This is a genomic window from Pseudomonas sp. 22072 (assembly GCF_052046095.1).
Lineage (GTDB): Bacteria > Pseudomonadota > Gammaproteobacteria > Pseudomonadales > Pseudomonadaceae > Aquipseudomonas > Aquipseudomonas paracarnis.
The window spans coordinates 153,849-171,879 of the sequence record NZ_JBQEQE010000003.1; the positions used below are offsets into that span (position 1 = coordinate 153,849).

Consider the following 18,031-nt stretch of genomic DNA (forward strand, 5'->3'; position numbering starts at 1 on the left):
ATAGGGAGACACGCCATGTACCAACACTTTATCGAAGGCCTGCAACGCCTGGGCCGCGCCCTAATGCTGCCGATTGCGATCCTGCCGATCGCCGGCTTGCTGCTGCGCCTGGGCGACACCGACTTGCTCAACATCGCGGTGATGCACGACGCCGGCCAGGCGATCTTCGCCAACCTGGCGCTGATCTTCGCCATCGGCATCGCCGTGGGTTTTGCCCGTGACAACAACGGCACTGCGGGCCTGGCCGGGGCGATTGGTTACCTGGTGATGATCTCCACGCTCAAGGTGATGGACACCACCATCAACATGGGCATGCTCGCCGGTATCGCCAGCGGCTTGATGGCCGGTGGGCTGTACAACCGCTTCAAGGACATCAAGTTGCCGGAATACCTGGCGTTCTTCGGTGGGCGGCGGTTTGTGCCGATTGTCACCGGGTTCAGCGCGGTGGGCCTGGGCGTGATTTTCGGCCTGATCTGGCCCCCGATCCAGCACGGCATCAACAGCTTCGGCGTGCTGTTGATGGAAAGCGGCAGCCTCGGTGCGTTCGTGTTTGGCGTGTTCAACCGCCTGCTGATCGTCACTGGCTTGCATCACATCCTCAACAATATGGCGTGGTTCGTGTTCGGCAGCTTCACCGACCCGGTAACCGGCGCGGTGGTCACGGGCGACCTGACCCGCTACTTTGCCGGCGACCCCAAAGGCGGCCAGTTCATGACCGGCATGTTCCCGGTGATGCTGTTCGGCCTGCCCGCGGCGTGTCTGGCGATGTACCGCAATGCTTTGCCTGAGCGGCGCAAAGTGATGGGCGGGATCTTCCTGTCGATGGCGCTGACCTCGTTCCTCACCGGGGTGACCGAGCCGATTGAATTTGCCTTCATGTTCCTGGCGCCCTTCCTGTACCTGATTCACGCGCTGCTCACCGGCCTGTCGATGGCGGTCACCGACCTGCTGAATATCCACCTGGGCTTTACCTTCTCCGGTGGGTTTATCGACATGGTGCTGGGCTGGGGCAAGTCCACCAATGGCTGGTTGGTGGTACCGGTAGGCCTGGCCTACTCGGTGATCTACTACACGGTGTTCAGCTACTGCATCCGCCGCTTCAACCTGAAGACGCCGGGCCGTGAAGACATCCAGGTGGTGCAGGCTGAAGCGATGAGCGATAACCAGCGTGCGACGGCTTATATCCAGGCGTTGGGAGGCGCCGAGAACTTGCTGAGTGTGGGTGCTTGTACCACGCGGCTGCGCTTGGACATGGTGGATCGCAACAAGGCGGTGGATGCAGAGTTGAAAGCGCTGGGTGCCATGGCTGTGGTGCGGCCGGGGAATGGTGGGAGTTTGCAGGTGGTGGTCGGGCCGATGGCCGATAGCATTGCTGATGAAATCCGCTTGGCGATGCCGGGGTTTGTTGCCGCAAAGCCTGCAGCGGTTGCGCCTGTGGATAAGCCGGTGGCGGTGAATGTACACGAGGCCGAAAAGTGGCTGAATGCCCTGGGTGGCCGAGAGAATGTGCGCCAACTGGAAGCGGTAGCGATGACCCGGTTGCGGGTGGAGTTGGGGGATGATTCGGTGCTGTCTGAAGCGGACCTCACTGCGCTGGGTTGCAAGGGTGTGAGCCAGCTGGATAGCGGGGTTTGGCACTTGTTGATTGGTGACAAGGCTTTAGGTTTGGGTGAGGCTTTGGAGCGGTTGGTTACCCGCCCTATCAACGCCTGACCGATCGTTCCCACGCTCTGCGTGGGAATGCCGCCCCGGACGCTCTGCGTCCCGCCCTGCGCAAGGGTGACGCTGAGCGTCACAGGATGCGTTCCCACGCGGAGCGTGGGAACGATCAGTTATGGGTGACAAGGCGTCCGGGTTGGGTGAAGCGTTGGAGCGGTTGGTGACTCGCCGGATCAACGCCTGATTTCCCCTGTGGCGAGGGNGCGGGAGCAAGCTCCCTCGCCACAGAGTGTGGTGTATTCAGTTACTGGTGGGTACTTCGTGTAGATCCAGTACTCGATCCACCATCAACTGAATACCCTCTACCATCCGATGAATCCCCAGCACCGCATCACGGTGCGGGCCGTCGATTTCAAAAGCCAGATTACCCGCCAGTGCCTGTACGGATGCCAGGTCTTGGGAGGCATTGGCGAGCAGGGTTTCGGTGTTCAGACTGGGTAGTACGGTGAAGATCTGGTCGGACGGTGAATCACCAGCTTGGCGGGACTCGGCTTGAGATGAGATTGAACCAGTTAGCAAGTTGTCGCTGATCATCATTAAACTCCATATGGAATAGGCTCCTAGTGACTTTTCAGGCTTGCAGTCCCGGTCACTGAATTGGCAGCGACTCGAGAAGGTTAGTTGTGCGAGTTCCGACGGACAACCTGAAAGGCTTGTCGGAAAGTTCTGAGGCGCTTGCGCCGACGCCATCGCAGGCAAGCCAGCTCCCACATGGGATTGATGTACGGTCTGACAACGGGGTCAAATGTGGGAGCTGGCTTGCCTGCGATTGGCACTTAAAACCAACAAAAAACCCGCTGACCAAACGGGCCCAGCGGGTTTCTTGTTTATACAGCCCACGAATCAAAAATCCGCCAACTGCCACACCTCATACGCCGGAGTCTCATACGGGTGACTGAGTTTCAAAGCAGCCACAGCGGCCACGATCAATTCATCTGCCACCACCAACTCAACCTTCCACTCTTCAACCACTTCAACCTGGCCCACCTGCCCGATAAACGGCTGACTGCCGTCCAACGCGCGGAATTGGCCCTGGCCCAGCACTTGCCAGGCGCAGCTGTCGTAGTCGCCGATGCGCCCGCCGCCGGCTGCGAAGACGGCGGTTTTTACCGTCTCCACATGGCTGTCGGGCACGAAGAAGGCGAGCTTGTACACGGCCTTAGTTCACCCACACGCGAGCGTTGCGGAACATGCGCATCCAGGCGCCGTCTTCGCTCCACTCTTCCGGGCGCCACGAGTTTTGCACGGCGCGGAATACGCGTTCCGGGTGCGGCATCATGATGGTCACGCGACCGTCGCGGCTGGTAAGGCCGGTGATCCCGCGTGGCGAGCCGTTCGGGTTGGCCGGGTAGCTTTCGGTGACCTTGCCGTGGTTGTCGACGAAACGCAGGGCCACGGTGCCGGACAGGTCGGCTTCAAGCAGCGCTTCTTCGCTGCTGAATTCGGCGTGGCCTTCACCGTGGGCGATGGCGATTGGCATGCGCGAACCGGCCATGCCCTGCAGGAAGATCGAGTTGGACTCCTGCACCTGCACCATGGCAACACGGGCTTCGAACTGCTCGGAACGGTTACGCACAAAGTGCGGCCAGAACTCGCTGCCCGGGATCAGTTCGCTGAGGTTGGACATCATCTGGCAACCGTTGCACACACCCAGGGTGAAGCTGTCGTTGCGTTCGAAGAAGCCCTGGAACGCGTCGCGGGCACGGCTGTTGAACAGGGCCGACTTGGCCCAGCCTTCACCGGCACCCAGCACGTCGCCGTAGGAGAAACCACCGCAGGCAACCAGGCCTTTGAACTCGTTGAGGTCAACGCGACCGGCGAGGATGTCGCTCATGTGCACGTCGATCGCATTGAAGCCGGCGCGGTCGAACGCTGCTGCCATTTCCACCTGGCCGTTGACGCCCTGCTCACGCAGTACGGCAACCTGTGGGCGAATGCCCTTCTTGATGTAAGGCGCGGCGATGTCCTGGTTGACGTCGAAGCTGAGCATGGTGCTCAGGCCCGGGTTGTCTTCTTCCAGGATCACGTCGAATTCCTGCTCGGCGCAGTCGGCGTTGTCGCGCAGACGCTGGATCTGGTAGCTGGTCTCGGCCCACTGGCGTTGCAGCAAGCGGCGCTGACCGGTAAAGACCGTGTCGCCGTTGAAGGAGATATTGACTTCGCCGTTGTTGATCGGCTGGCCAATCACCGCCACGCACTCGGCCAGGCCAGCGGCGCTGAACTGCGCGAGCACGTCTGGGGTAGCGTCCTGGCGCACCTGGATCACCGCACCCAACTCTTCGTTGAACAGGATGCCGTTGATTTCGGCAGCATCCTCGGCAACGCTGTCGAGCACGATGTTCAAGCCGCAGTGACCGGCGAAGGCCATTTCGACAACGCTGGTCAGCAAACCACCGTCGGAACGGTCGTGGTAAGCCAACAGGTGGCCGTCGGCGTTCAGGCCCTGGATCACGGCGAAGAAGGCCTTGAGGTCTTCGGCGTCGTCGACGTCCGGAGCCTGTTTGCCGAGCTTGCCGTGGGTTTGCGCCAGGATCGAGGCGCCCATGCGGTTCTGACCACGGCCCAGGTCGATCAGGATCAGGTCGGTGGTGCCCTTGTCCATGCGCAGTTGCGGGGTGAGGGTCTGGCGGATGTCAGTGACCGGCGCAAAACCGGTGACGATCAGCGACAGCGGCGACGTGACGCTCTTGTCGGTGCCGTCTTCGTTCCAACGGGTGGCCATGGACATGGAGTCCTTGCCCACCGGAATGGTGATACCCAGTTCCGGGCACAGCTCCATGCCGACGGCTTTAACCGTGTCGTACAGGCGTGCATCTTCACCCGGGTGACCGGCAGCGGACATCCAGTTGGCCGACAGCTTGATGTCGGACAGCTTGCCGATACGCGAGGCGGCGATGTTGGTGAGGGTTTCACCAATGGCCATGCGGCCCGACGCCGGTGCGTCCAGCAGGGCCAGCGGCGTGCGCTCGCCCATGGCCATGGCTTCACCGGTGTACACGTCGAAGCTGGTGGCGGTGACGGCAACGTCAGCCACCGGCACTTGCCATGGGCCAACCATTTGGTCACGGGCAACGAGGCCGGTGATGGTGCGGTCGCCGATGGTGATCAGGAAGCTTTTGCTCGCCACGGCCGGATGGTGCAGCACGCGTTCGATGCTGTTGGCCAGGTCCAGCGTGCTTGGGTCGAAATCATCGCCCAGTTCAGCTTCACGGTTGGCCGAACGGTGCATGCGCGGGGCCTTGCCCAGCAGCACTTCCAACGGCATGTCCACGGGGCTGTTGCCGAAGTGGCTGTCGGTGACGGTCAGTTGCGGCTCGGCAGTGGCTTCGCCGACCACGGCAAACGGGCAACGCTCGCGTTCGCAGATGGCCTGGAAGCGTGCGAAGTCTTCAGGACCGACGGCCAGTACGTAGCGTTCCTGGGATTCGTTGCTCCAGATTTCGTGCGGGGCCATGCCCGGCTCGTCGTTTGGAATGTTGCGCAGCTCGAAACGGCCACCACGGTCGCCGTCGTTGACCAGTTCCGGGAAGGCGTTGGACAAACCGCCAGCGCCGACGTCGTGGATGAAGCTGATCGGGTTCTTGTCACCCAACTGCCAGCAACGGTCGATGACTTCCTGGCAACGGCGTTCCATCTCAGGGTTTTCGCGCTGTACGGAAGCAAAGTCCAGATCTGCCGAGCTGGTGCCGGTGGCCATGGAAGAGGCCGCGCCGCCGCCCAGGCCGATCAGCATCGCCGGGCCGCCGAGCACGATCAGCTTGGAGCCGACCAGAATCTCGCCTTTCTTGACGTGTTCTTCACGGATGTTGCCCATGCCGCCGGCCAACATGATCGGCTTGTGGTAGCCGCGCACTTCATCGCCACGCGGGGTGGTGATGGACTGCTCGAAGGTCCGGAAGTAGCCGGTGAGCGCTGGGCGCCCGAATTCGTTGTTGAACGCGGCGCCGCCCAGCGGGCCTTCGATCATGATGTCCAGCGCCGTGACGATGCGCTCAGGCTTGCCATACGGCACTTCCCACGGCTGTTCAAAGCCCGGGATCTGCAGGTTGGACACGGTGAAACCGGTGAGGCCCGCCTTGGGCTTGGCACCACGGCCGGTGGCGCCTTCGTCACGGATTTCGCCGCCCGAACCGGTGGCTGCGCCCGGGAACGGGGCAATCGCGGTCGGGTGGTTGTGGGTTTCAACCTTCATCAGGATGTGCACCGGCTCCTGCACCGCGCCGTACTGGCGGGTTTCCGGGTCCGGGAAGAAGCGGCCGGCGACGGAGCCGACGATCACCGAGGCGTTGTCCTTATAAGCCGACAAAACGCCTTCGCTGTGCATCACGTAGGTGTTCTTGATCATGCCGAACAGGCTTTTTTCCTGGCTTTGGCCGTCGATGTCCCAACTGGCGTTGAAGATCTTGTGACGGCAGTGCTCGGAGTTGGCCTGGGCGAACATCATCAGTTCGATGTCGTGGGGGTTGCGCTTCAAGCCGGTGAAGGCGTTGACCAGATAGTCGATCTCGTCTTCGGCCAGGGCCAGGCCCAGCTCGGTGTTGGCCTTCTCGAGGGCGGCGCGGCCACCGCCCAGCACGTCAATCGCGGTGAGCGGCTTGGGTTCGGCGTGGCTGAACAGGCCGGCAGCCTGTTCCAGCTGGCTGACGATGATCTGGGTCATGCGGTCGTGCAGGCTGCTGGCGATCAGCTCGGCCTCGGCGTCGCTGAACTGGCCGGCGACGTAGAAGGCGATCCCACGCTCCAGGCGCTGGATTTTATCCAGGCCGCAGTTGCGGGCGATGTCGCTGGCCTTGCTCGACCAGGGCGAGATGGTGCCGAACCGTGGCAGAACCAGGAACAAGCGGCCAGTCGGCTCTTGAACGGGAACGCTTGGGCCGTACTTCAGAAGGCGTGCCAGCACTTGCTGTTCGTCGGCGGTCAAGACGCCGGTTACGTCGGCGAAGTGAGCAAATTCAGCGTACAGGCCTGTAACAGCTGGAACCTTCTGGCTCAGTTGCTCAAGGAGTTTGCTGTGGCGAAAGGCAGAAAGGGCAGGAGCGCCGCGCAGGATCAACATCTTCGGGACAGCCTCGGGAAGGGGTGTGCTTTGAGGCCGTGCATTCTAGCGTAAACCTTCGCCAACGGCACCCGAAACGCTACCGGTGGCCGCCGCCGAACGTCAGTTGGCACGCTTTGCCTGCGATCACGGCGTTATCCAGGGCATTCGGCGCAGTTATTTTAACCGTCACAATCGCTCGCCAAGCCCCGTTTCTGCGGGTTGCAGCACAGTTTCAGGCTGGCTAGCAGACAAGTGCACCGCTGTCGAGATATGGCGCCGTGAGCCGTTTGCGTATACTGCGCAGATGTTCTTCCCAACTGTTTCGCGCCTGCGATGCGCCAAATGGCTCATCGCCACCTTGCTCTTCCTGATGCTCAGTGCCTGTGTTGATAAACCCAGCACACTGGAGCGAATCAAGGAGGATGGCGTATTGCGGGTGGTCACTCGCAACAGTCCCGCTACGTATTTCCAGGATCGCAACGGTGAAACCGGCTTCGAATACGAACTGGTCAAGCGCTTTGCCGACGACCTGGGGGTGAAGCTGGAAATCGAGACGGCCGACAACCTCGACGACCTGTTCAGCCGGCTGGGCAAACCCAACGGCCCGGTACTCGCCGCCGCCGGCCTGGTGAGCAGCGACCAGCGCCAGCAGCAGGTGCGCTTCTCCCACCCGTACCTTGAAGTCACCCCGCAGATCATCTACCGCAACGGCCAATCGCGCCCGACCAACGCCGCCGACCTGGTGGGCAAGAAGATCATGGTGCTCAAGGGCAGCACCCACGCCGAGCAACTGGCGGCGCTGAAAAAACAGAACCCGGCGATTGAGTACGAAGAATCCGACGCGGTGGAAGTGGTGGATTTGCTGCGCATGGTCGACGAAGGGCAAATCGACCTGACCCTGGTGGACTCCAACGAAGTGGCCATGAACCAGGTGTACTTCCCCAACGTGCGCGTGGCCTTCGACCTCGGCAATGCCAGCAATCAAAGCTGGGCCGTAGCAGCAGGCGACGACAACAGCCTGCTCAACGAGATCAACAGTTACCTGGACAAGGTCGAGAAGAATGGCACCCTGCAACGCCTGAAGGACCGCTACTACGGGCACGTCGATGTCCTCGGCTATGTCGGCGCCTACACCTTTGCCCAGCACTTGCAACAACGCCTGCCCAAGTACGAGAAGCACTTTCGCGCCTATGCCAAGGCCGAGAAAGTCGATTGGCGGTTACTGGCAGCCATCGGCTACCAGGAATCGCTGTGGCAACCGACGGTCACCTCCAAGACCGGCGTGCGCGGCCTGATGATGCTGACCCAGAACACCGCGCAAGCCATGGGCGTGTCCAACCGCCTGGACCCCAAGCAGAGCATCATGGGCGGCGCCAAGTACCTGGCCAGAATCAAGGATGAGCTGGACGACAAGATCGCCGAGCCCGACCGCACCTGGTTCGCCCTCGCTGCCTATAACGTGGGCACCGGCCACCTGGACGACGCGCGCCTCCTGGCGAAGAAAGAAGGCCTGAACCCGAACAAGTGGCTGGACGTGAAGAAGATGTTGCCACGCCTGTCGCAGAAGCAGTGGTACAGCAAGACCCGCTACGGCTACGCCCGCGGCGGCGAGCCGGTGCATTTTGTGGCGAACATCCGACGTTACTACGACATCCTCACCTGGGTGACCCAACCGCAGTTGGAGGGTAACCAGGTGGTGGAAGGCAACCTGCATGTGCCGGGCGTGGACAAGACCAAGCCACCGCAAGACAGCCCACAACTCTGATCACGACAGCCCGCACACTGCAAATCCCTGTGGGAGCCGGGCTTGCCCGCGANACACACCGCTATCGCGGGCAAGCCCGGCTCCCACATCTGATCATCGTCGCCTTATAGGCCGGTGAGCAGATGAACCACGCCGCCCGGCAGTACCATCACTGCGGGTATACCGGCAGCCTTCAACGCCGACTCATCCAACCCACCCACCTCCTTCAATTGCACGCGCACCCGCGTGAGTGCCACGCGCTGCTGTGACGTGACATTGCCCTCCCCGCCCAATGCACTCACCACATCGGCCGACAACAGGCTCGGCGTCGTCGGTGCGACCGTCTCGGCCACCAAATCAGGCGTCAGGGCTTTCCAGAACGCCCGCTGCAATTTCTCGAACATGCTCAGTGCTCCACGACAGGTGAGGTTTCAACGGTGGCCGCGTGGTACAGGCGCAGGGCCTCGCGCACTTGATCGGCTTCTTCCAGGCCCAGCACTTGGCGGGCAATGATCTGGCAGTCGTGCAGGTCCAGTTCGCGCACGGTGGCCTTGATGGTGGGGATCAGCGGCACGCTGACCGACAGCTCATCCACACCCAGGCCGATCAACGCCGGCACAGCAAGGGTTTCGGACGCCAGCGCACCACATACGCCCACCCACTTGCCATGGGCATGGGCCGCCTTGACGGTGATGTCGATCAGGCGCAGGACGGCCGGGTGAAAACTGTCGGCCTGGCTGGCCAGGCGCGGGTGGTCGCGGTCCATGGCAAGGGTGTACTGGGTCAGGTCGTTGGTGCCGATGGAGAAGAAATCCACATGGGGCGCGAATACATCCGCCATCAGCGCTGCGCTCGGCACTTCGATCATGATGCCCAGCTTGGGGAGTTCACTCAGGCCAAGCGTCTGCGCTTCCTCTTCGAGCATTTTGCGCGCCAGGTGCAGCTCCGACAGCAGGCTGACCATCGGCAACATGATATGCAGCCGCGCCAAGCCTGCACTGGCAAGAATCGCACGCAACTGTTCACGCAGCAGTTCGGGGCGTTCCAGGCACAGGCGGATACCGCGCAGGCCAAGGAATGGGTTGGTCTCGTTTTCCATCGGCACATAGGCCAAGGGTTTATCGCCGCCCACATCCAGGGTACGTACCACCAGATTACGCTCGGTGCCAAGGGCGCGGGCGATGGCGCTGTAGGTGTCGGCCTGCTCCTCTGCGCTCGGGGCACGGTTGCGTTCCAGATAGAGGAACTCCGAACGCAGCAGACCCACGCCTTCAGCGCCCAGGGTCAGTGACTGTTCCACTTCCTGCAATGAGGCGACGTTGGCTGTGACCTCGACGTGATGACCGTCGCGGGTGACCGCCGCCTGTGAGGCCTGTGCCACTTCACGCTGCAGCCGTAGCTTTTGCTGTTGACGAACCGCCTGCAGTTGCTCGATTTCAGCCAGGTTCGGTTCCAACTGCAGCTCGCCTTTGTCGGCGTTGAGCAGTACCCGCTTGCCGTTGGCCAAGGCCAATACTTGACTGGGTACACCGCAAAGGGATGGCAGGCCGAGGGCCCGGGCGAGGATGGCCACGTGGCTGGTAGCGCCACCGGCGACCGTGACGAAGCCCAGCACTTTGCTGGTATCCAGGCCGGCGGTTTGTGAGGGGGTCAATTGTTCGGCGACCAGAATGGCGCACTCCGGCAGCTCCATGGAACGCTCCGGCACCCCCAGGATCAACTTGAGCACGCGCTGGCCGACGTCGGCCAAATCCGCCGCACGCTCAGCCAGCAGCGTTTTACCCAAGCCTTCGAAGAGCCTGGCGGTCGCCACCGTGGCCGTATTCCAGGCAAAGGCCGCGCTCTTGCCTTCGGCCAGCAGGCTATGGGCTTGTTCAAGCAGGGTCGGGTCTTCAAGCAGTTCCTGGTGGGCGCGGAAGATCTCGGCCTGGGCACTGCCGGCCGCCTTGGCCTGCAACGCTTGCAGCGCCTCGTTTGCCGCCCGCAGGCCACGGGCCAATGCGGTACGTTCGAAGGTTTCTCCGGCACCGGCTTCGGGAATCTCAAGCGCCGGTTCAGCCACTTGGACAACCTGGCCGAACGCCGAGCCCGGCGACGCGCAGACGCCTCGCAACACGGACGCAGAAGACGCAGGCGTGGCGGGCTCGTTGATCGCCTCGACCGCTACCGGCAGCGTCTCGCCACAGCCGTCGAGCAGCAACGCCACCAGCGCCTGGATTGCCGCCTCGGCATCTTCCCCCGCCGCGCTCACTTGCACGCTGTCGCCCTGGGAGGTCTGCAGCGCCATGATCGCCACAAGCGACTTGGCATTGGCGCTCAGGGTTTGCTTGTGCAGGAAAATGCTGGAACTGAACCCCTTCGCCGCCTGGGCAAACACCGCCGCAGGGCGGGCGTGCAGGCCGCTGGCATTGGGCAATGTCACTGGCTTGGAAAACAGCGCATTGCCCTCTTCCTCGTCCACCTCAGCGGGCATCGGCCCCGGTGAGACCTGCACCAGAGGCTGGCCGGACTCGACCAGCGCCTGACCGGCCACCAATGGCACAAACGGCTCGCCGCTCACAATGAGCATCAAGGTCAGCAGGCTACGTGCATTGAGCGCCACATAATCGGCATCGAACTCGATCAGCGGCTGCCCGGCCTCCACCCGCTGGCCCTCCTCGACCAGCCGGGTGAAGCCCTGGCCTGCCAGGTTCACGGTGTCCAGGCCAATATGCAGCAGCACCTGCACTCCGTTATCGGCGGTGACACTGACGGCGTGTCCGCTGTCCTGAATATTGCTGATCACCCCGGCCAACGGCGCGCAGAGGGTCTGCGAGGTGGGGTCGATGCACAGGCCATCGCCAATCACGCGGCCGGAAAATACCGGGTCGGGGACCTGATCCAGCGCCAGCAAAACCCCGGACAAGGGTGCCAGCAGTTCCAGGGGTTGAGATGTGGTCATGACTTCACCTGTTTGTGTTGTTCTTTAAAAATCATTGAGTCGATGCAAGGTTGAGGATGACGAAGATCAAAGGTGGGAGCGGGCTTGCTGTGGCGAGCAAGCTTGCTTGCGCTGGGGTGCGAAGCGCCCCCAAAAGCCTGCGACTGCTGCGCAGTCGAGCGGGAGCAAGCTCCCTCGCCACAGCAAGCCCGCTCCCACACGAGCCCGGCTTACTTCCACCAATATTCGACCTGCACACCGACGTTTGACCCATGCCGCGCCGTGCCATAGGCGCCGGTGTCGGACAACGCCGAGCCCGCCGCCAGCTCATTGGCCGCACGTTTGGCCGCTTTGTTCCAGGACGCATAGGTGTAATACAACCGCACTTCCGGCCGCGCCCAGAACTCAGGGCCTTTGGGCGACCAGGTCGGGGCGAAGGTAAATTTGCTCAATTTGCGCGTACCGCCGGTGGCCTCGACCTGATCGTGCCCCAGCTCAGTGACCAGTTTGAATTGCTCACTGAGCGCATACGCAGGACGCACACCGAGCGACATCCAGTTCTGGTCCTGGCGCCCCGGGCGCACATCTTTCTGGTACACCGCCTCGACTTGCCCGCCGAAACGCGGGGTCACTTGCCAATCAAAGAACTCCACGGCGCGGTAACTTTTGCTGCTTTTGTCCAACGTGGTATTGCCGGTGTAACCCAGACCGGTGCCGGGGCCTTCGCCGTACTGCAGGGCAAACTTGTTCTTGCCACCCAGGAAGGCCGCTTGTACATGCTGCGCCGTCAGCGCCCAGCCACTGTTGGTGTCACGCCCACCGGCCTTGGCGATGTAGCTCAAGCCAAGTTCCAGTTCGCCACCGGGGTTGGTCTTGAAACCTGCGACGTTGAAGTCGTGACGGGTGGCGTACTCCTTCTGGTACAGGTTGTCCTTGCGCGACAGGGCGTAGCTGTATTTCAAGCCGCCGATCAACACGTCCTCGATCCCGCCACCGGTGGCGCTCTGGTTCCAGTAGTAGAAGTCGGAAATATGGATGTCGTTACGTTTGTAGTAACGCCGCCCGGCCCACAGCGAACCGCCATTGAGGCTGGGCAGGTTGGACCATTGCGCATACATCTGCGGCATGCGCGCCGAGCCATTGTTTTCACCCTGGAACTTCAGGGCACGGTCGTACTTGTTATAGAGGGAAGCCATGGCATCGACGCTGAACACCGAACCGTCATCGAGGGTCAGCAAATCCTGACGCAGTTCCAGCTCGGCGTACTGCTCGCATTCGTTGCCCAAGCGGTACTTGGTTTGCGCACCCGGCAGTTGGAAACATTGCTGCTTGCCGCTGCCCGTTGACGTGCCCGCGCCGCTGCGCAAATACCCGGCAAATTCCAGGGCTTGGGCGCCGAAAGGCACCGTGAGGCAGGAAGCAATAAGGCCCAGTTTTATTGTTGTTTTCATGAAGTGCTCCTTTTATTTTTATTGTTTTTTCTTGCTGTCTTGCGTGACGCGATCACCTGTAGGAGCGAGCTTGCTCGCGAAGAATTTGCAACCTCCACGCAACACCTGGAGGGGCNCGCGTTAGCGTTGGCGATCTTCGCGAGCAAGCTCGCTCCTACAGGGGGCATTTCAACCAGTCAGGTGCAGCACGAAGGATTCATAAGGGCGTAGCACCATCGTGCTCGTGCGCAGCGGGCAATCGGGGTAGTTGCTGATCAGAAGGCGTTGCTCGTTTGCGGCGTTGATCACGCCTTCGGGCAGTTGGATCTCGCACGACGATCCATAGAAGTTGTTGAGTACCAACAGGCGCTCGCCATGACCTTCACGCAGGTACGCCCAGACCTGGAGATGGTCTTGCAGCAACGCACGGTAAACGCCTTGCTGTATCAGCGGCTCGCGACGGCGCAGGTCGATCAGCCTGCGGTAGTGATGCAGCACCGAATCCGGGTCATCCATCTGGCTGTTGACATTGATCTGCGCAGCATTCGCGGGAATGCCGATCCAGGGTTCACCGCGGCTGAACCCGGCGTTCGCTTCGGTGCTCCACTGCATGGGCGTACGCCCGTTATCGCGGGACTTCTGCATGATCGCCGCCATGCTCGAAGCTTCGGACTCTCCCGCGTCGCGCTTGAGGCGGAAGATGTTCAGGGTTTCCACATCGCGGTATTGCGAAATGCTGTCGAAGCCGGGGTTGGTCATGCCCAGCTCTTCGCCCTGATACACATATGGCGTGCCCTGCAGGAAGTGCAGCGCCGTGGCGAGCATCTTGGCCGAGACCACGCGGTATTCGCCGTCGTCACCAAAGCGCGAGACCACCCGTGGCTGGTCGTGGTTACACCAGAACAACGCGTTCCAGCCGCCACCGGCCTGCATGCCCACCTGCCAGTCGGAGAAAATCTGCTTGAGTTGCAGGAAATCGAAATCGGCCTTCACCCACTTCTGCAGGTTCGGATAATCGACTTTCAGGTGATGGAAATTGAAGGTCATCGACAGCTCTTTCGACGCTGGATTCGAGTAGCGAATGCAGTGTTCCAGGCGGGTGGATGACATCTCGCCCACGTTGATCAGGTCATGGCCTTCAAAGACCTCGCGGTGCATTTGCTGCAGGTATTGGTGCACGTTCGGGCCGTCGGTGTAGAAACGGCGACCGTCGCTGTTGTCTTCGGGGAAATCGGCGGGCTTGGAGATCAGGTTGATCACATCCAGGCGGAAGCCGCCCACGCCTTTGTCGCGCCAGAAGCGCATCATCTTGAACACTTCGGCGCGTACCTTGGGGTTATCCCAATTGAGGTCGGCCTGGGTATGGTCGAACAGATGCAGGTAGTACTGGCCAGTCTGCGCTTCGTATTCCCAGGCCGAGCCGCCGAACTTGGATTCCCAGTTGTTCGGCTGGTCACGCCAGATGTAGAAGTCACGATAGGGATTGTCGAGGCTGCTGCGCGCCTGCTGGAACCATTCGTGTTCGATGGAGGTGTGGTTGACCACGATGTCGAGCATCAGCTTGATACCACGCTTGGCGGCTTCGCTGATCAGCAGGTCGCAGTCGGCCATAGTGCCGTAGCTGGGGTCGATGGCGTAGTAGTCGCTGATGTCGTAGCCGTTGTCGCGCTGGGGCGAGCGCAGGAACGGAGTAACCCACAGGCAGTCCACGCCCAGCCACTTGAGGTAGTCGAGTTTGTCCACGATGCCCAGCAGGTCACCGGTGGCGTTACCCGCGTGGCTGTGGAAGCTTTTGGGGTAGATCTGGTAGATCACCGAGTGTTGCCAGGTTTGCATGGTGGATTCCTTCAGTAGAGTTGGGTGTTGGCCCTTCCGGCCTCATCGCAGGCAAGCCAGCTCCCACATTTGAATGTGTTCACACATCACNGTGGGAGCTGGCTTGCCTGCGATAGCGATCTTCAGGCGACCCGGTAACCAGGCCGAACGATCTTCATGCTCAACATGCACGTCAGCGCAAACGGCACGACCATCGCCACGACCATGCCAATCACGAACATCGGAATGGCGCTCGGTACGATCGAGATAAACCCGGGTAGCCCACCGACGCCAATGGCCGAGGCCTGCACCTTGTTCAACGACAGGAAAATGCTGCCCAGCGCCGAGCCCAGCAGAGCGGCATAGAACGGGAATTTGAAACGCAGGTTCACCCCGAACATCGCCGGCTCAGTGATGCCGAAGTAAGCTGAAATGGCCGAGGTCGAGGCCATGCTTTTGTCCCGCGCATTGCGAGTCATGTAGAACACCCCGAGCGCGGCGCTGCCCTGGGCCAGGTTGGACATGACGATCATCGGCCAGATAAAGGTGCCGCCCTGGGTGGAAATAAGCTGCAGGTCGACGGCCAGGAACATGTGGTGCATACCGGTGATCACCAGCGGCGCATAGAGCAGGCCGAAAATCGCGCCGCCGATCATAGGTGCGATTTCAAACAGGGTGACCAGGCCTTCGGTAATCAGGATGCCGAGGTGACGCGTCACCGGGCCGATGATTGCCAGGGCCAGCACACCAGTGACCACGATGGTGGTGATCGGCACCACCAGCAGTTGAATGGCATTCGGCACCCGCGCCCTCAGCCACTTCTCGATCACGCTCATGACAAAGGCCGCCATCAGGATTGGCAGGATCTGCCCCTGGTAACCCACCTTCTCGATCTGGAACCAGCCGAAGATATCGAAGTACGGCAGGCTCTGGCCGTCGAGGCCGGCTACCGCCTTGCCGTAGTTCCAGGCGTTGAGCAGGTTCGGGTGCACCAGCATCAGGCCCAGCACGATGCCGAGGATTTCACTACCGCCGAACCGCTTGGCCGCCGACCAGCCCACCAGTGCCGGCAGGAACACGAAGGAGGTGTTGGCCATCAGGTTGATCAGGCTCCACAGGCCATCCAGATTCGGGTAGGCCTCCAGCAGCGTCTGGCCTTCGATGAACATGCCCTTGGCGCCCATCAGGTTGTTCACGCCCATCAACAGGCCGGCAATGATCAGCGCGGGCAGGATCGGCATGAACACATCGGAGAACACCCGCACCAGGCGCTGCATGGGGTTGGCCTTGTCGCCGCCGGCTTTCTTGACGTCGGCAATGGTCGAAGCGGCAAGGCCGGTCAGTTCGCGCAGGGCGGCGTAGACCTTCTCCACTTCGCCGGGACCGATCACCACCTGGAACAGGCCGCCGGTAAAGAACGAACCCTTGACCAGATCGACCTGGTTCAGGGCACTGCTGTTGACCAGGCTGGGGTCCTTGAGCGCCAGGCGCAGGCGGGTCACGCAATGGGCAGCCTGCTCAAGGTTTTCGCGGCCTCCGAGGTTGTCGAGGATCTCGCGGGCAATCGTTGAATAGTCGTGGCTCATGCTCGTTTTCCACTGTGATTGTTTTTATGGGTGGCAGTCGTTGGCAGCACGCCGAGGAGGGAAAAGTACTCGTCTGTACGAGTTAAATCAACAACTCGTCTGTACGAGTTACACTTTTGTTTATTCATACGATCTTTCCGTCAGGTTTTTCACCTACGGGCACGGGTGTCCAATGGACAAACCCAACCTCTGCCACTAAGGTTCCTGCCTTGAACGCGCAGTCCACCTTCATAACGCCGGGCAAGAGCCATCCCATGAGCAAATACAACCAGATCTATACGGATCTGCTTGCCAGCATCACCACCGAGCGCCTGCAACGCGGTACGCGCCTTCCCTCCGAAACCGAACTGATGGACGCCTACCAGGCCAGCCGTGGCACCGTGCGGCGCGCCATCGAGCAGTTGCAGGAACGTGGCTTTGCGCAAAAGATCCACGGCAAGGGCACCTTTGTGTTGTCGCCCAACCCGATCGAGTTCCAACTGGGCGGCATCGTCAGCTTCCACGAAACCCACGCTGACCTGGGCGATGATGTACGTACCGACGTGGTCGAGTTCACCCAGATCCCGTTGGAAGGCTCACTGCTGCAACACATCGAGGCCGAACCCGGCACCCTGATCACGCGCATCAAACGGGTGCGCCGCATCGGCGGCAAACGCGTGATTCTGGACATCAACCACTTCATCAGCGACCTGATTCCCGGCCTGGACCGCGACATCGCCGAGCAGTCGATCTACGCGTTTATCGAGCAAACGCTGCAGCTGCAGATCAGCTACGCGCAACGCACCATCGAAGCCCTGCCACGCAGCAAGGACGACCAGGCGCATCTGGATCTGGAGGGGCAAAGCCATGTGATTGTGGTGAGTAACCAGACGTTTTTGCAGGATGGAAGGCAGTTCGAGTACACCGAGTCGCGGCATACGTTGGATAAGTTTTATTTTTCTGATGTGGCGCGGCGCTGACGCCGGAGACAACGATGAATATTCCCCACAAATGGCGGGAACAATTTCCCCATGCACTGATTGAACAACAGGCCATTGGTGAATCGCGCGCTGACGTCTTTCGCCTGCGCCATGACGGCGGCACGGATCTGTTCCTGAAATCCGAGCTCCTGGAGGAACACAGTGAGTTGGCAGACGAAATTGATCGACTCAGATGGCTGCAGCAAATGGGTCTGCCTGCGCCTGTGGTCCTGGATGAAGTTACAGCGGCCCACCGCCATTGGTTGCTGATGACCACCGTACCGGGACAGGACCTGGCCAGCGCCAGCGAGCTTTCAGCCGAGCAAATTATCAACATCCTGGCGACCGCGCTGCGTACTTTGCACCAGTTACCCGTGGCACTGTGCCCCTTCGATCACTCCCTCCAGCTGCGCATCGCACGCGCACAGCAGCACGTCAGTGCCGGCCTCGTGGACGAGACAGACTTCGACGACGAGCGACTGGGGCAAAGCGCTGAGGATGTGTTTGCTGAACTGGTGGCAACTCAGCCAAAGACTCATGATCTGGTAGTGACCCATGGCGACGCTTGCCTGCCGAATTTCATGGCGGCAGAGGGTTGTTTCAGCGGCTTCATCGACTGTGGACGGCTGGGGGTCAGCGATCGGTTCCAAGACCTTGCCTTGGCAGCACGAAGTATTGAAAGCAATCTGGGGCTGGCATGGGTGAGGCCATTTTTTGAGGCTTATGGCGTTGAGCCCGATGAGCAGCGTATGAAGTTCTATTGTCTGCTGGATGAGTTTTTCTGACGCTGAGCGTACCGCCGTCCCCCCCTGTTCAAGCC

The 18,031-nt window shown here is 61.1% G+C and carries 12 protein-coding genes; 4 read left to right on the forward strand and 8 right to left on the reverse strand.

Annotation, left to right across the window (positions count from 1 at the left end):
• Positions 1-15: 15 nt before the first annotated feature.
• Positions 16-1,713: an N-acetylglucosamine-specific PTS transporter subunit IIBC gene (gene nagE, locus ACTJLA_RS04375; RefSeq protein WP_259037996.1), complete on the forward strand. Its 1,698-nt coding sequence runs from the start codon at positions 16-18 to the stop codon at positions 1,711-1,713.
• 246 nt (positions 1,714-1,959) lie between these two features.
• On the opposite strand, the gene ACTJLA_RS04380 is transcribed toward nagE, so the two are convergent.
• The 3 genes from ACTJLA_RS04380 to purL all read right to left on the reverse strand — a co-directional run bounded on the left by ACTJLA_RS04380 (position 1,960) and on the right by purL (position 6,775).
• The gene (locus ACTJLA_RS04380) at positions 1,960-2,253 is read right to left on the reverse strand and encodes a DUF6124 family protein (protein ID WP_229999976.1); all 294 of its coding nucleotides are present in this window, start codon (positions 2,251-2,253) and stop codon (positions 1,960-1,962) included.
• Positions 2,254-2,562: 309 nt separating this feature from the next.
• The gene (locus ACTJLA_RS04385) at positions 2,563-2,874 is read right to left on the reverse strand and encodes a hypothetical protein (protein WP_054897795.1); all 312 of its coding nucleotides are present in this window, start codon (positions 2,872-2,874) and stop codon (positions 2,563-2,565) included.
• A 4-nt stretch (positions 2,875-2,878) separates the two neighbouring features.
• The gene (gene purL, locus ACTJLA_RS04390; RefSeq protein WP_034128004.1) at positions 2,879-6,775 is read right to left on the reverse strand and encodes a phosphoribosylformylglycinamidine synthase; all 3,897 of its coding nucleotides are present in this window, start codon (positions 6,773-6,775) and stop codon (positions 2,879-2,881) included.
• Between the two features lie 286 nt (positions 6,776-7,061).
• On the opposite strand from purL, the gene mltF reads away from it, so the two are divergent.
• Positions 7,062-8,522 carry a membrane-bound lytic murein transglycosylase MltF gene (gene mltF / locus ACTJLA_RS04395; RefSeq protein WP_060763567.1) on the forward strand — a complete coding sequence of 487 codons (1,461 nt, stop codon included), beginning with the start codon at positions 7,062-7,064 and terminating at the stop codon, positions 8,520-8,522.
• Between the two features lie 104 nt (positions 8,523-8,626).
• Here the strand turns inward: mltF and ACTJLA_RS04400 are convergent, their stop codons facing one another.
• The 5 genes from ACTJLA_RS04400 to treP form a co-directional block, all read right to left on the reverse strand.
• Complete coding sequence (locus tag ACTJLA_RS04400; protein ID WP_034128006.1) at positions 8,627-8,905, reverse strand: PTS transporter subunit EIIB; 279 nt, start codon at positions 8,903-8,905, stop codon at positions 8,627-8,629.
• A gap of 2 nt (positions 8,906-8,907) precedes the next feature.
• Entirely contained in the window at positions 8,908-11,442 is a 2,535-nt protein-coding gene (ptsP, locus tag ACTJLA_RS04405) for a phosphoenolpyruvate--protein phosphotransferase (protein WP_252949943.1), read from the reverse strand.
• A 209-nt stretch (positions 11,443-11,651) separates the two neighbouring features.
• Positions 11,652-12,872, reverse strand: a complete 1,221-nt coding sequence (locus ACTJLA_RS04410; protein ID WP_054897800.1) for a maltoporin — start codon at positions 12,870-12,872, stop codon at positions 11,652-11,654.
• 168 nt (positions 12,873-13,040) lie between these two features.
• Positions 13,041-14,687 (reverse strand): alpha,alpha-phosphotrehalase, encoded by a 1,647-nt coding sequence (gene treC, locus ACTJLA_RS04415; protein ID WP_054897801.1) that lies wholly within the window; start codon positions 14,685-14,687, stop codon positions 13,041-13,043.
• Positions 14,688-14,809: 122 nt separating this feature from the next.
• Positions 14,810-16,252 carry a PTS system trehalose-specific EIIBC component gene (gene treP / locus ACTJLA_RS04420; RefSeq protein WP_440840691.1) on the reverse strand — a complete coding sequence of 481 codons (1,443 nt, stop codon included), beginning with the start codon at positions 16,250-16,252 and terminating at the stop codon, positions 14,810-14,812.
• 254 nt (positions 16,253-16,506) lie between these two features.
• Here treP and treR point away from each other — a divergent pair, with 254 nt between their 5' ends.
• Both treR and ACTJLA_RS04430 read left to right on the forward strand, forming a co-directional pair.
• Positions 16,507-17,211, forward strand: a complete 705-nt coding sequence (gene treR / locus ACTJLA_RS04425; RefSeq protein WP_034128011.1) for a trehalose operon repressor — start codon at positions 16,507-16,509, stop codon at positions 17,209-17,211.
• Positions 17,212-17,225: 14 nt separating this feature from the next.
• Positions 17,226-17,996, forward strand: a complete 771-nt coding sequence (locus ACTJLA_RS04430; RefSeq protein ID WP_089042367.1) for an APH(3')-II family aminoglycoside O-phosphotransferase — start codon at positions 17,226-17,228, stop codon at positions 17,994-17,996.
• Positions 17,997-18,031: the final 35 nt, after the last annotated feature.